The organism is uncultured Paraglaciecola sp., assembly GCF_913020055.1.
GTDB lineage: Bacteria > Pseudomonadota > Gammaproteobacteria > Enterobacterales > Alteromonadaceae > Paraglaciecola.
The window spans coordinates 41,330-54,569 of sequence record NZ_CAJWCF010000002.1 but is presented as its reverse complement, the minus strand read 5'-3'; the positions used below and the strand labels follow the sequence as shown (position 1 = coordinate 54,569).

The 13,240-nt window shown below is 40.3% G+C and carries 16 protein-coding genes and 1 tRNA gene; 5 read left to right on the top strand and 12 right to left on the bottom strand.

Going from position 1 to position 13,240, the window contains the following annotated elements:
• Window positions 1–17: 17 nt before the first annotated feature.
• The 11 genes from tnpB to rlmE form a co-directional block, all read right to left on the bottom strand.
• A complete protein-coding gene (gene tnpB / locus QZ488_RS00815; protein ID WP_293745730.1) occupies window positions 18–365 on the bottom strand; it encodes an IS66 family insertion sequence element accessory protein TnpB in 348 nt (115 codons plus the stop codon).
• The gene (locus QZ488_RS00810; protein ID WP_293745729.1) at window positions 362–682 is read right to left on the bottom strand and encodes a hypothetical protein; all 321 of its coding nucleotides are present in this window, start codon (window positions 680–682) and stop codon (window positions 362–364) included. The genes tnpB and QZ488_RS00810 overlap by 4 nt, the downstream gene beginning before the upstream one ends.
• 294 nt (window positions 683–976) lie before the next feature.
• Window positions 977–1,738 (bottom strand): acyl-CoA desaturase, encoded by a 762-nt coding sequence (locus QZ488_RS00805; RefSeq protein WP_293745728.1) that lies wholly within the window; start codon window positions 1,736–1,738, stop codon window positions 977–979.
• A 317-nt stretch (window positions 1,739–2,055) separates the two neighbouring features.
• On the bottom strand, window positions 2,056–2,517 hold the full coding sequence (locus QZ488_RS00800; RefSeq protein WP_293745727.1) for a hypothetical protein: 462 nt from the start codon (window positions 2,515–2,517) through the stop codon (window positions 2,056–2,058).
• A 628-nt stretch (window positions 2,518–3,145) separates the two neighbouring features.
• Window positions 3,146–3,230 (bottom strand) — tRNA-Leu (locus QZ488_RS00795).
• A gap of 17 nt (window positions 3,231–3,247) precedes the next feature.
• The gene (gene secG, locus QZ488_RS00790; protein ID WP_293745726.1) at window positions 3,248–3,649 is read right to left on the bottom strand and encodes a preprotein translocase subunit SecG; all 402 of its coding nucleotides are present in this window, start codon (window positions 3,647–3,649) and stop codon (window positions 3,248–3,250) included.
• A gap of 9 nt (window positions 3,650–3,658) precedes the next feature.
• Complete coding sequence (tpiA, locus tag QZ488_RS00785; protein ID WP_293745725.1) at window positions 3,659–4,405, bottom strand: triose-phosphate isomerase; 747 nt, start codon at window positions 4,403–4,405, stop codon at window positions 3,659–3,661.
• Window positions 4,406–4,505: 100 nt separating this feature from the next.
• On the bottom strand, window positions 4,506–5,846 hold the full coding sequence (glmM, locus tag QZ488_RS00780) for a phosphoglucosamine mutase (protein WP_293745724.1): 1,341 nt from the start codon (window positions 5,844–5,846) through the stop codon (window positions 4,506–4,508).
• Window positions 5,836–6,675: a dihydropteroate synthase gene (gene folP / locus QZ488_RS00775; RefSeq protein ID WP_293745723.1), complete on the bottom strand. Its 840-nt coding sequence runs from the start codon at window positions 6,673–6,675 to the stop codon at window positions 5,836–5,838. Before folP ends, glmM begins: the two co-directional genes overlap by 11 nt.
• A gap of 83 nt (window positions 6,676–6,758) precedes the next feature.
• Window positions 6,759–8,711, bottom strand: coding sequence for an ATP-dependent zinc metalloprotease FtsH (gene ftsH / locus QZ488_RS00770; RefSeq protein ID WP_293745722.1), 1,953 nt, complete (start codon window positions 8,709–8,711; stop codon window positions 6,759–6,761).
• A gap of 84 nt (window positions 8,712–8,795) precedes the next feature.
• Window positions 8,796–9,425, bottom strand: coding sequence for a 23S rRNA (uridine(2552)-2'-O)-methyltransferase RlmE (gene rlmE / locus QZ488_RS00765; RefSeq protein ID WP_293745721.1), 630 nt, complete (start codon window positions 9,423–9,425; stop codon window positions 8,796–8,798).
• A gap of 105 nt (window positions 9,426–9,530) precedes the next feature.
• On the opposite strand from rlmE, the gene yhbY reads away from it, so the two are divergent.
• The 5 genes from yhbY to QZ488_RS00740 all read left to right on the top strand — a co-directional run bounded on the left by yhbY (window position 9,531) and on the right by QZ488_RS00740 (window position 12,684).
• Window positions 9,531–9,827: a ribosome assembly RNA-binding protein YhbY gene (gene yhbY, locus QZ488_RS00760; RefSeq protein ID WP_293745720.1), complete on the top strand. Its 297-nt coding sequence runs from the start codon at window positions 9,531–9,533 to the stop codon at window positions 9,825–9,827.
• 252 nt (window positions 9,828–10,079) lie between these two features.
• Window positions 10,080–10,670 carry an SAM-dependent methyltransferase gene (locus QZ488_RS00755; protein ID WP_366508965.1) on the top strand — a complete coding sequence of 197 codons (591 nt, stop codon included), beginning with the start codon at window positions 10,080–10,082 and terminating at the stop codon, window positions 10,668–10,670.
• A gap of 18 nt (window positions 10,671–10,688) precedes the next feature.
• On the top strand, window positions 10,689–10,907 hold the full coding sequence (locus QZ488_RS00750) for a hypothetical protein (RefSeq protein ID WP_293745719.1): 219 nt from the start codon (window positions 10,689–10,691) through the stop codon (window positions 10,905–10,907).
• Window positions 10,908–10,947: 40 nt separating this feature from the next.
• Window positions 10,948–11,814: a hypothetical protein gene (locus QZ488_RS00745; protein WP_293745718.1), complete on the top strand. Its 867-nt coding sequence runs from the start codon at window positions 10,948–10,950 to the stop codon at window positions 11,812–11,814.
• Window positions 11,815–11,844: 30 nt separating this feature from the next.
• Window positions 11,845–12,684 (top strand): GGDEF domain-containing protein, encoded by an 840-nt coding sequence (locus tag QZ488_RS00740; RefSeq protein ID WP_293745717.1) that lies wholly within the window; start codon window positions 11,845–11,847, stop codon window positions 12,682–12,684.
• Between the two features lie 47 nt (window positions 12,685–12,731).
• Here QZ488_RS00740 and QZ488_RS00735 read toward each other — a convergent pair whose 3' ends face one another.
• Window positions 12,732–13,223 (bottom strand): FKBP-type peptidyl-prolyl cis-trans isomerase, encoded by a 492-nt coding sequence (locus tag QZ488_RS00735; RefSeq protein ID WP_293745716.1) that lies wholly within the window; start codon window positions 13,221–13,223, stop codon window positions 12,732–12,734.
• Window positions 13,224–13,240 lie beyond the last annotated feature (17 nt).

Below are 13,240 nucleotides of genomic sequence, written 5' to 3'. Positions count from 1 at the left end.
CTACTTATGATCGGATGTTATAAGCCAGCAGAAGCATAAAACAAGGGCTGATGACCATGAATATCAAACCCGCCTAGTAGGCTGTTGAGTTGCTGTTCGCTTAAACTCATTGAAGTTTGCGTGCTGCTAGGCCACTTAAATACGTCTTTTTCCAAACGCTTACTCCACATGGCTAAACCGGTATTGTCCCAATATAATATGCGCAAGCGTTTGCGGGTACGATTGGTAAAGATAAATAAGTCGCCAGACATTAACGGCACATCAAATTGCTGCTCGACAATTAATGCAAGTCCATTAAATTGCATTCTGAAGTCTACTGTTTTGGGGTATAAATAAACGGCGCTTGGGTCGACAAACATTCTCATGCGGCGAGACCTTTTAATACTTTAGCAACCCACAGTGGGTCACACTGACTAGAAAATGATAATTGGGCTTCACGCGTTTGCATGACAATACTGCAATTGGGCGTGACTATTTGAGCTTGTACAAACTGACTAACAGGTTTAGCTGGCGTTACTTTAGGTTTGTTATGTCTTGGCTTCGCCAAGCCTAAAGCATGGCGGCGCGAGTAGAAGGTTTGCAAATGAATATTGTGTTGCTCACAAAATGCTCTCGTGCTGAGAGTAGATTGAGCATATTGCTCTACAATACTTTGCCATTGCGCTTTGGTTCGCCTAGTCATCTTCGGTTTCCTCAAGTGAAAACCTGATTATCAGATAGCTGACAGTAGTAGACTAGGTGTGGTTGTTTTGACGGACACGAATAACTCATCAATCGAACCTTTTTAATTCCCTCCCCAAATTATATAGGCAAAATATATTTTTGGCATGGATAAAATAAGGAAATTTTAAAGTCATCAGAGATGCGTTTTAGTAAAGTATCGTTACTGTTTTAGGTGAGAAAGGTTGGATGTTTATATGCCGTTTGGGTTACTAAAGTCGTAAAGATATCAATGCCTGTAATTTCATAAATTTCGTTAACTACCTTTTCGAATAAACTTTGCAACTTCACAGTCTTTCGGCACTCTCTCGACACGGTTATCTATGTTATCAGCTACCGCAATCAATTCAGAACGAGCGGGAAGTTGCTTAGGAAGTTTAATATTTTTAACAATCCTTAGGTTATGCAATGCATTTAATACCCACCACCCAGGATCAGGTTCGTCGCTATATAACCCTAACATTGCAGAACCAGGGTAAGCATGGTGATTGTTATGCCATGCTTCACCCATTGATAGCAAACCCGCAATTCTAATGTTGTGACCTTGTACAGAAGCTCCTTCAACTTCCCAAGTGCGGTCACCTTTATTGTGGGCGAAATAACCAATTAACCAATGTCCGCCAACAGAAATAACAATTCGTACAGAAACGCCCCAAATTAACCAAGAAACCCCACCGAGAAGAAATAAAGGAACGGCTAAAACTAATTGCTGAAGCATCCATGTTTTCTCGACGAATTGATAAAATTTATCTAATGTAACTTCCTTTTCTATATGAAATTCAGGTGGTTGATTTAAATCTAAATCACAATTTAATTGCCACCAACCATCTTGTAGAATTTTAGAACCATGCAATAAATAATCATGACATTGCGATTGTCGTTGTGCCCAGTCACGAAGGTCATGTTGTATCAACATTCCTATTGGGCCAGCCATGCCGACTAGCACACCTAAATACACAAACAGATATTCTATCCATTTAGGGCATTCGTAGGAACGATGAATTAATAATCTATGCATTCCGAGAGAATGACCAAAACATAATGTTATTGAAGTAAAAATTAGAAAGACTAAAAAAGTAGATATAGATAGAACAAACGGAGCGACCAAAACAGTTACTAATAAATGAGTTAAAAACCAAATAGATTTAATTGGCTTCCACCTTACAACGCCAATGAAAGCACTTGTCTCATTATTCGATCTAACTCTATCCGTATTGAGCATTACTATCCTAGCGCTGCTAACTTTAAGATAGCAGGCAATATTGTAACGGAAAAATAGCGAAACGCGGCTGCGCTTGCGTTTCAGTGACCCGAGAGTAAGAGTTTAGCGCTTTGTTAGGCATCTACGTCCAAAACCTTGATTTGCGCAATGTCCATTACCCTGATGTGTGTTTGGAAATAATATTTGCTAGATGGTTTACCTTGGGAAACAAAATTAATTCTAATCCTTTTAGCCTGTCCAATAACTGAGACAGATTTATTTACGAAATACTCTTGAGGTGTTGCTCCATACTTATCTAAAAACAAGGGAACTAGACGAGGATGGATAGCAACTGTGACTGAGCGTTGGTCACGGTAGTCAAATTCTGTATTGAGGTATACAAACGGCCCTTGATTCCCAGCCGCTTTGATTTTTAATACGTATTCGCCTTCGACACCATCAGGCGCAGAACCTGCCGCGCTTTTAATGATCTCCATAGTGTTGGAATAAGATACCGCTATTTCCTTATTGGTTTTAGGCTGAGTTGTGGTGCATCCAGCTAAAACAAAAACGAGACTTAATAAAACTATTTTCATTTTTTATTTCCTTATAAATACCTAACAATATTAATAACCGGAAAAGTTACGTGTTTAAACACGTAACTTTTCCGGCTTTCTACATTCCTCATTTCTATCACAGCATCTAACCCAATGTACAGGTTAACTTTATTACCTACTCCTAATTTGCCAACTGGGGAAACACGGAATTTTTCTTAGATCTTGCTGTTAACCGGAAGTCTTACCTGAACTTTGTAAAAACACAGTTATTTTGTGACAACTTGTTGATACACCCATAGCAAGAATACGTAGGGCAAAACTTAAATAGACTAAGACAGTTGTCGGCGAAGCCTGTGCTTTTGATTTACCCTCGACTCAAAGCTCGCCACTAAACGACTCATTTTTGTAGGACAATCGCCATGGACAGGCGATTGAGTAATGCGTCGTCGGGAATGAATCATTACGACCTGCAAAAATGAGTCGTTTAGTGGATGAAGAGTTTTGTCCTCGAGCGGCTTTTTTTGCTAACTTTTTGCAGCTGTAGGCAAAAAGTAAGTCGTACAGCAAGGATGCTGTGTGAAAAAAGCCAGGATGGCAGTAAGCGCCAGCGCTTGCTTTAACCAGAGCAAAAAAAGGTCTTGGTATAACCCAAGACCTTTTTCATAATTGGTGCGGATGGAGAGACTCGAACTCTCACGGCCTAAGCCACAGCCCCCTCAAGGCTGCGTGTCTACCAATTCCACCACATCCGCAAATTAGTTTTTAAACCTTAGAGGTTAGGAATGTCGTCTTCGTCAGCAGTTTCTGTTGCTGCTGGTACATCAGCATCAGTAGTAACCGGTAGAGACTGTTCAGTCACTGGCACATCAGAATTCATAACTTGTTCTTTAACAACAGGTACTTCTAGGTTTTGCCAATCGTCTACTGCTTTTTCTTTATCTGCTGTTTGGTTACCCAAAATCAAACTGATAACAAAAAATAGTGTCGCAAGGATAGCCGTTGTTCTGGTCAAAAAGTTACCTGACCCCGTGGAACCAAATACTGTATTTGAACCGCCACTACCAAAAGACGCGCCCATTCCGGCACCTTTGCCTTGTTGGATCAGTACAAAACCGATAAGCATAACTGCTACGATCAAATAAACAATAACTAAAATTTCATAAAAAACCATGTGCTGCCTCTACTGATTTGCCGCTTGGCAAATACTTAAAAAATCTTCTGGATTCAAACTGGCACCGCCAATCAAACCACCGTCTACATCTGCCTGAGAAAACAATTCTTGGGCATTATTACCTTTAACACTACCGCCATATAAAATCACTATATTGGCCGCAATGTTGTCATCTTGTTTTACTAAACACCCACGTATAAAAGCATGTACTTCTTGAGCTTGAGCTGGGCTAGCTGTTTTACCTGTACCTATTGCCCAAATAGGCTCATAGGCTAATACAATTTTAGAAAATTGGTTTATACCAACTTTACTTAATACTGCATCTAGCTGCGCGGCGATATAATCGAAAAATGTGCCATCTTCTCGAACATTTTCAGGTTCACCTACACATAAAATTGGAGTTAAATTAGCTTTTAAAACCTGTTCAACTTTTTTCGCGACTAATTCATCAGATTCATTATTATCTGCGCGGCGCTCAGAATGCCCAACAATCACATATTCACAATTGAACTCATGCAACATGGCAATAGATATTTCACCGGTATGTGCACCCGAGTCAAATTCGCTGATGTTTTGCGAACCTAATTTGACGCGACTATCAAACAAACCTAAATAAGGAAACGGCGGACAAATCACCACATCCATATTTTTCAGACTGGCACCCGCTAGTTGTTTCTGCATTTGCTCAACTAGAGCTTTATCGCCATTCATCTTCCAATTACCAGCGACTAACTGTCTACGACTATTTGTTTGCACGTTTCACTCCGTGTCGCACCAATAAAAAAGCGCGCGAGATATTAACTAACCCAATGACAATATACAAGTGGATACACCTAATATTGCCCGCTAAACCTTATCAATCGGTTACTTTACGCACAGCTTCAGCAATATGTTCTGCCCAACTACTAGAATCCTGTGCATCATTCGCTTCTACCATGACCCTAACAAGCGGTTCAGTACCACTTTTACGTAACAAAACCCGGCCTCTATCATCCAAGGCTTTTTCTGCCTCAACTACGGCTTGTTTAACGGCTTTGTTCTCAAGTGGCTTAGTGCCTTCCTCAAACCTGACGTTGATTAGTGTTTGCGGGTATTTAGTCATACCGCGACTCAATTCGTTTAAGGTCATATCAGCGTTTAACATAGCTGCTAGAACTTGCAGCCCTGCCACTATGCCATCTCCTGTAGACGCTGCGTCTAAGTTCAGCACATGTCCAGACCCTTCGCCTCCAATTGACCAGCCTTTTTTCTTGAGTAACTCCATGACATGTCGATCGCCGACTTTACTGCGTAAAAATGGCACACCTAAGGTGCCAAGTGCCACTTCTAAGCCTAAGTTACTCATTACGGTGCCAACTACTCCACCATGTAAACGTCCACTCTTAAGGGCATCTCTAGCAATAATATAAACAATTTGGTCGCCATCAATCACGTTACCTTTGTGATCAACTAACATTAAGCGGTCGCCATCGCCATCTAGGGCAAAACCTAAATCGGCCTCATTTTCAAGCACACTTTCAGTAACGGCCTTCATCGACGTAGCGCCAACTTTACGGTTGATATTCAAACCATCTGGCTCAGTACCGATCTCTATGACTTCAGCACCTAATTCAGCGAGTACATTTGGCGCTATATGGTAAGTTGCACCGTGAGCACAATCGACTACTATTTTTAACCCTTTGAGTGACAACGAAGAAGGAAAGTTACCTTTGCAAAATTCGATATAACGACCGGCTGCATCAGCAATACGCACAGCTTTACCCAATTTATCTGAAGCCACACACTCCATGGGTTTATCCATTTGTTCTTCAATAGCCATTTCGATGTCATCATCTAATTTCATGCCATCGGCAGAGAAAAACTTGATGCCATTATCATAATAAGGATTATGTGAAGCACTAATAACAATACCGGCTTCAGAACGAAATGTTTTGGTGAGGTAAGCAATGGCTGGGGTTGGCATTGGGCCAAGCAAACCAATATTGATACCAGCGGCAGACAAACCAGCCTCTAAGGCCGATTCCAGCATATAACCTGAAATTCGCGTGTCTTTGCCAATCAATACTTTATTGGTGCCTTGGCCAGCGAGTACCTTCCCAGCTGCCCAACCTAACTTCATTACGAATTCCGGATTGATAACCGTTTCACCGACTTTTCCGCGAATACCATCTGTACCAAAATATTTTCTATCGCTCATTATTACTCCTGTAAGCGTTAAGCATGTTTATTATTTTAACAGCATCTACTGTCTCTTTAACATCATGAACTCTAATTATTTGCGCACCCTTTTGCGCGGCGACTGTGGCAACAGCAATATTACCTGCTAAACGTTGTTCTACTTCTCGCTGCAACAAGTTGCCAATCATCGATTTACGCGACATACCAGCCAAAACTGGCACCTTTAATTTATGAAACAACTGAAGGTTAGCTAAAATTTGGTAGTTATGCTCAAGTGATTTACCAAAACCAAACCCAGGATCAACAATAATTTGCTCTTGAGCGATACCTAATTGAAGGCAAACAGAAATCCGATCCTGCAAAAATGTCATCACATCCTCAACTACATTATCGTATTGAGGGTTTTGCTGCATGACTCTTGGTTGCCCTTGCATATGCATCAAACACACAGGCACGTTAGCTGCAACCGCTGCCTCTAGCGCACCGTGTTCTTGTAATGCTCTTACATCGTTAATTAAGCTAGCGCCTGCATTAACGGCTTCGGTCATCACTTTAGCTTTACTAGTATCGATTGAAATAATGCTATCAAAACGTTGAGATATTGCTTCAATGATAGGGATAACCCGGTCCAGCTCTTGTTGTACAGAGACGTCTTGAGCGCCCGGTCTGGTAGACTCACCACCGATATCAATAATGTCAGCACCTTCACTTAACATTAAGTCTGCTCGAGCTAAGCCGTTTTCAAGTACATTAAATACACCACCATCGGAAAACGAATCCGGTGTGACGTTTAATATGCCCATGACTTTAGGTGTAGATAAATCTAAAAACTTATCTTTAAACTGCATACATACTCAATATTTTATTATTGCTAATAAAAAAAACGCCTTGCTGAACAATCAACAAAGCGTTTTCATCACAACAGATTACTCTAGCTGGTTGCGTCGCCAGGATTGCCAACATTTGGCTTCACTGGTTTATCATCTTTTTTATCGCTATCCGATACAGTTGCGCCACCAGAAGGTTTGCTACCGTCATCTTTGTTATCACGTTCCCAATCAGCTGGTGCTCTGGGTTCAATTCTTGCCATTAGGTCATCAATTTGTAATGCGTCAATGGTTTCGTATTTCATCAAACAATCTTTCATTGTTTCCAAAACATCGCGATTTTCAGTCAGTATTTTTTCGGCACGTTCGTAGTTACGATCGATAATTGATTTAATTTCAGCATCTATTGCTCGGGCCGTATCATCAGACATGTTTTTGGATTTTGACATGCTGCGACCAAGAAATACTTCACCTTCTTCTTCGGCGTACAACATAGGGCCCATTTTTGAAGATAGTCCCCACTGTGTCACCATTTTGCGCGCTATGTCGGTTGCACGTTCGATATCATTTGATGCACCGGTGGTCACGCCATCTTCGCCCAAAGTCATGGCTTCGGCGATACGCCCACCAAACAAGCTAGAAATCATACTTTCTAAATGCTGTTTACTGTGGCTGTATCTATCCTGCTCTGGCAGATACATAGTTACACCTAACGCTCTACCGCGAGGAATAATCGATACTTTATAAACAGGATCATGCTCAGGCACCATACGCCCTACGATTGCGTGACCAGCTTCATGGTAAGCAGTGTTAGTTTTTTCTTCTTCAGACATCACCATGCTCTTACGCTCAGAGCCCATCATGATTTTATCTTTGGCTTTATCAAACTCTTCCATTGCTACTGTTTTCTTGCCTGAACGTGCGGCAAACAATGCAGCTTCGTTAACCAAGTTGGCTAAATCAGCACCAGAAAAACCTGGGGTACCACGAGCAATCAAACTAGCCACTACATTGTCGTTTAAAGGCACTTTACGCATATGTACTTTAAGAATTTGTTCACGACCACGAATATCAGGTAAACCAACAGTCACTTGACGGTCAAAACGACCGGGCCGCAATAAAGCCGGGTCAAGTACGTCAGGACGGTTAGTAGCAGCAATAACAATTATGCCTTCATGGCCTTCAAAACCATCCATCTCAACTAACATCTGGTTAAGGGTTTGTTCTCTTTCATCGTGACCACCGCCGAGCCCAGCTCCACGTTGGCGACCTACCGCATCAATTTCATCAATAAAGATGATACAAGGAGCAGATTTTTTAGCTTGCTCAAACATGTCACGTACACGAGATGCACCAACACCAACAAACATTTCCACAAAATCAGAACCTGAGATAGTAAAGAAAGGTACTTTTGCTTCACCAGCAATAGCTTTTGCTAATAAGGTTTTACCTGTACCTGGAGGACCTACCATCAAAATACCAGTTGGTATTTTACCGCCTAATTTTTGGAATTTAGTTGGGTCACGTAAAAAATCGACTAACTCAGAGACGTCTTCTTTAGCTTCATCACACCCTGCCACATCGGCAAAGGTAGTTTTAATTTGATCTTCACCTAACAGACGGGCTTTACTTTTACCAAAGGACATTGCGCCTTTGCCACCGCCACCACCTTGCATTTGGCGCATGAAAAATATCCAAACACCAATGAGTAGTAACATAGGGAACCAAGATATAAATATCGAGGTTAAAAGAGACGACTCTTCTGGCTCTTTACCAAAAACAGCTACATTGTTTTCGATCAGCTCATCCATTAAGGCAAGGTCCGTATAAGGAATAATGGTAGTAAATGACTCGCCATTACGTTTTACGCCATTGATTTGCCCTGTATTTCTGTCGATAGTGGCACTGCTAACCACACCATTACTGACATCGCGCAAAAATAACGTGTAGTCAGTATTAGCTGATTTAGACTCATTGCCCGAAAAGTTTTGGAAAACCGACATCAATACGACAGCGATAACCAGCCATAAGATTAAATTTTTTGCCATGTCGCTCAAGTTGTTAAACCTCTGTTGTTGCTAGAGTTTATTAGACTCTATGAATTGCGTCTCGCGCCTTGTTACTTAGTGATGTCGAGACTACTATAATTTGTATCCCGTCGCCACCAGATAAACCTCTCTGGAACGTGCTCGGGATGATTCAGGCTTACGAGTTTTGACCGTTTTAAAAGCACTTTGCATGTCTTTCATAAATGGCTCGACTCCCTCCCCCATAAATACCTTAATCACAAAACTGCCATTTTTCTTTAGAACTTGGTGGCACATATCCAAAGCTAACTCGCTCAAATACATTGACTTAGCTTGATCTATAGCATCATTACCGCTCATATTAGGCGCCATGTCTGACATTACTACGTCTACGTTTTTACCGCCTATTTTGTTCAGTAATTCGTTTAAAACATTTTCTTCACGAAAATCCCCCTGAAGAAAGGATACACCTGCCAAAGGGTCCATAGGTAAAATGTCACAAGCTATTACTAAACCTTCTTCACCTACTACTTTAGTCACGTATTGCGACCAACCACCGGGCGCAGCACCTAAATCAACTACTGTCATATTAGGTTTAATCAAACCGTCTTTTTGTTGAATTTCTTCAATTTTAAATCCAGCTCTAGATCTTAGACCTTGTTTCTGCGCTTTTTGCACAAATTTGTCGTCACGATGTTCTTTTAACCACCGTTGACTGCTAACAGATTGTTTTTTCTTAGTCATCGAACTTATTACGAGCTGTATTCAATTAGGAATAAAAGGTAGATGGCGCTAGAATAGCGCTTTTCAACCATCCATCTTTAATAAATTTGTAAGAAAGACTACTCAATGAACTTATCAAACAAACAAAAGCAGTACCTAAAGGGCTTAGCCCATGTAATAAAACCTGTCGTTCAACTAGGCAACAACGGCCTGACAGAAGGCGTTTTGGCAGAAATTGAAAGTGCGATTAATCATCACGAATTAATTAAAGTAAAAATCCCCACAGACGACAAAGAAGAAAAAGCACTTATTATAGATGCCATTGTTCGCGAAACTGGTGCTATCAAAGTGAACGCCATTGGACACGTTTTAGTTTTATTTAAACAAAGCGACGAGAAAAAAGTTGAATTGCCAAAGCGATAGATTAATTAGTTTTTAGAGACCTAGCTAAATGAGTCAAGTGCAAAAAGCTGGCAGTGTTGTTTGTGTGAGCACAGGTATGACACTTGGGGCGCACATGTCACCCATCTGTAGAAGCCATATAGAACAAGCCGATGTAGTGTTCGCTGCTTGCCACCCGATGCTTGAACTCTGGCTAAAGGAAATGAACTCAGATGTTCGGTCTTTACAAGTTTTTACGCTGAAGGAAAAGACAGACGTATTACTTACCGTGAAATGGTCGCGGCCATGATGAGCGAAATACGCGCTGGCAAAAAAGTAGTGGGCGCGTTTTATGGTCATACTGGGGTATTTGCTTGGGCTCCGCATAAAGTGATTGAAGAAGCGAAAGCTGAAGGTTATGCGGCTCATATGGAGCCTGGTATTTCCGCCGAAGATTGTTTGTACGCGCATTTAGGTATTGACCCTGGTACCTATGGTTGTCAAAACTTTGAAGCTAGTCAATTTATGTTTTATCAGCGTAATATCGATCCCAGCGCTTATTTGATTTTGTCGCAAGTAGCCATTGCAGGTGATAAATCCATCAAACGTTACAGTACTGGAGCGGCATACAGACAACTTTTGATCGAACTACTAAGCGAACACTACCCATTAGATCATAAAGTGGCGTTATATGAATGCCCTACTTTGGCTATCGATGAAGCCCGCATAGATTGGATACCACTAAGTGATTTTGCCGTTGCAGATGTATCACTCATCACCACTATGGTTATACCTCCTAGTAAAAAAATGCTTAAAAACCAACAAATATTAGATAAACTCGCGGAGTTGGCCAATCAATCCCAAAAACGCAAGATTGAAAAATAATAAAGATAAGAAGCAAAAATGACAGCCATACAAATTTTAGAAAAACTCGGTGCCAATGCATTATTTAATCCATCTCTTTTAAATGAAGAAGATAAACTGACTATTCAGCAAACGCTAAGTGAGACAAATAAATTTAATGCAATTCAGACTAACACAGTGCCTGATGAAGAAGAGATCCCAGATGAAGAACAAGATGATGAAAAAAATGACGAGAAAAATGACGAGAAAAAATCGTGATTTTTAGACTCTAAAAATTCGTTAAAAAACCTGAATTTTTATGTTTAAGTTATTGGTCTTGTTATTGTATGTCTTTGCTTCTGCTGCTTATGGAGGAGTCGACTATGATCATATACTCAAACAAGCAGATAATTTAAAGACTTCCGCTCCAAAACAATCAAATGAGTTACTTGAAAGTATTGATAAAACTCAATTATCCAAAGCACAGAAAGGTCTATATGACGTTATAATGGCCAACCATTTTTTTACTTTTGGCAAGCCAAAAAAAGCAAAAAAATTAACTTTACAATTACTCCAAGAAGCGCCCGAAATTTCAGTAAAAATAAGAGCACTAACTCAGCTGATCACGTTTTACATGACAATGAATGATTGGCCTAACGCCATACAAACAACAAAATCTCTGCAGCAAGAATTATCTTTGGACACTCAACTTGATCCCACAATACGTGAACTAGCTGAATTTAAAATATTTGACTTCTATAACCAGATTGGCGAATACCAACATGCTAAAAAGCTGGGATTAGAATTAATGTCTAAAGCGGTGACTACCAAAGGCCGCTGTGTTATTGAAACAAATTTGTTATACAGTCATATGGAGACCACCCCAGAACAAATTAGCCCAGATGATTTTTATCGCGCACAATCTTTATGCCAAACTATAAAAGACCCAATCTTAGACAATCTTGTTTATGCTTATTTTGCTAAATACTATTTAATTATTAAGCAACCTTCAGAAGCCCTTGAGGTGTTAAATAAAAATCTCGATTATGTAAAGACGACAGGGTATCAAGCTCTAATCGCTAGTTTTTATGATCTGATGGCAACCGCTTATTTAGCAAAAAAGGATTATCTACAAGCTGAAAAATACGCCCAAATAATACTCGACACAAAAAGTCAGCATCAATAAGAGCCAAGTATTACTGCTGCAAGTAAAGTAATGGCCGAAATTGCTGAACAGGCAAAACGCTTTGAAGAAGCGTTTATTTATTACAAACAGTACTCAGAAGCCAAACAATTAAATTTGGACCAGGAAACTGCAAAATTACTGGCGTTACAAAAAGCGCAATTTGACGCCGTAGAAAAAAGTGTACAAATCACTTTGCTCGATAAGGAAAACTCCTTACTAAAAACCCAAGCTTTGTTAGACAGTCAATCTGCACAAAATAAACGCTTGGCCTTAGCACTACTGAGTATGGTTTTGGTTGTGTTTATTTTATGGATCTATAAAAATCGACGTAACTATTTAAAACTACAAAAATATGCACAAGTTGATGATTTAACCGGTATCGCCAATCGCCACTATTTTACTCAGCAAGCCATTACTGCTATCAATTATTGTAAAAGGACTGATCAACCGGTTAGTTTTATTATGTTTGACTTAGATTTTTTTAAACGTATTAACGATACCTATGGTCATCAAGCGGGCGACATTGCTTTAAAAATTTCTGTGAATGCAGCAAAATCAGCATGTCGTAAAAATGACATTATTGGACGTTTAGGTGGTGAAGAGTTCGGTATTTTATTACCGGGTTGTGCCAGTCATTTGGCCACAATTATCGCTGAAAAATGTCGTGCCGCCATTGAGTATGTTAGCTTTGCTGAATCTGGGTACGATCTAACTGTAACAGCCAGTTTTGGAATTGCTGACTCTGGTAACTGTGATTACAACTTCGAAAAGCTATTCGCTGGTGCTGATTTCGCTTTATATCAATCGAAAGATTTAGGCCGCAACAGAGTAGTGCAATATCAACAAGAAGCCGTTGCTTTTAATATCTAACAACGGCTACTCATTTATATTAAGTCACCTAGATAACTGATTGATGACTAGTGGTGATGCCCACCTGCACCATGAGCATGACCATGTTCAATTTCTTCATCAGTGGCAGCACGTACATCTTCAACCTGAAATTCAAACTGTAAGGTTCTACCGGCTAACGGATGGTTGGTATCTATGGTGACCATAAATTTACCGACTTTTATAATTGTTACTTCACGCTGACCTTGCTCAGTGTTCACCACCGCGGTCATCCCCGCTTTCCATTTTGGCTTTTTTTCTGCACTTAAAAAATGTTTAACCGATATACGCTGTTCGCTGTCGGCTTGGATTTCACCGTAGGTTTCAGCTGCTTCCAATTCAGCTTCGAGCACATCGCCTTTCGACATAGACTCTAACGACTTTTCGATACCGGGCATCATATTGTTATAACCATGCAGATAAGCAACGGCTTGATCGCCAAAGTTGGACTCCAACTCTTTTCCGTCTGTATCTTTGATACGATAATGAAACTGTACAACTGTGCCTTTTGAAATTTTCATAAAATAATCTTAATAAG

What these genes read in the sequence shown, in the direction of transcription:
- QZ488_RS00810 (WP_293745729.1), bottom strand. Translation starts at nt 682, where the DNA reads ATGACTAGGCGAACCAAAGCGCAATGGCAAAGTATTGTAGAGCAATAT.
- QZ488_RS00740 (WP_293745717.1), top strand. Translation starts at nt 11,845, where the DNA reads ATGGCCGAAATTGCTGAACAGGCAAAACGCTTTGAAGAAGCGTTTATT.
- QZ488_RS00755 (WP_366508965.1), top strand. Translation starts at nt 10,080, where the DNA reads ATGGTCGCGGCCATGATGAGCGAAATACGCGCTGGCAAAAAAGTAGTG.
- QZ488_RS00735 (WP_293745716.1), bottom strand. Translation starts at nt 13,223, where the DNA reads ATGAAAATTTCAAAAGGCACAGTTGTACAGTTTCATTATCGTATCAAA.
- QZ488_RS00750 (WP_293745719.1), top strand. Translation starts at nt 10,689, where the DNA reads ATGACAGCCATACAAATTTTAGAAAAACTCGGTGCCAATGCATTATTT.
- yhbY (WP_293745720.1), top strand. Translation starts at nt 9,531, where the DNA reads ATGAACTTATCAAACAAACAAAAGCAGTACCTAAAGGGCTTAGCCCAT.
- secG (WP_293745726.1), bottom strand. Translation starts at nt 3,649, where the DNA reads ATGGTTTTTTATGAAATTTTAGTTATTGTTTATTTGATCGTAGCAGTT.
- QZ488_RS00800 (WP_293745727.1), bottom strand. Translation starts at nt 2,517, where the DNA reads ATGAAAATAGTTTTATTAAGTCTCGTTTTTGTTTTAGCTGGATGCACC.
- glmM (WP_293745724.1), bottom strand. Translation starts at nt 5,846, where the DNA reads ATGAGCGATAGAAAATATTTTGGTACAGATGGTATTCGCGGAAAAGTC.
- rlmE (WP_293745721.1), bottom strand. Translation starts at nt 9,425, where the DNA reads ATGACTAAGAAAAAACAATCTGTTAGCAGTCAACGGTGGTTAAAAGAA.
- tnpB (WP_293745730.1), bottom strand. Translation starts at nt 365, where the DNA reads ATGAGAATGTTTGTCGACCCAAGCGCCGTTTATTTATACCCCAAAACA.
- QZ488_RS00805 (WP_293745728.1), bottom strand. Translation starts at nt 1,738, where the DNA reads ATGCATAGATTATTAATTCATCGTTCCTACGAATGCCCTAAATGGATA.
- folP (WP_293745723.1), bottom strand. Translation starts at nt 6,675, where the DNA reads ATGCAGTTTAAAGATAAGTTTTTAGATTTATCTACACCTAAAGTCATG.
- QZ488_RS00745 (WP_293745718.1), top strand. Translation starts at nt 10,948, where the DNA reads ATGTTTAAGTTATTGGTCTTGTTATTGTATGTCTTTGCTTCTGCTGCT.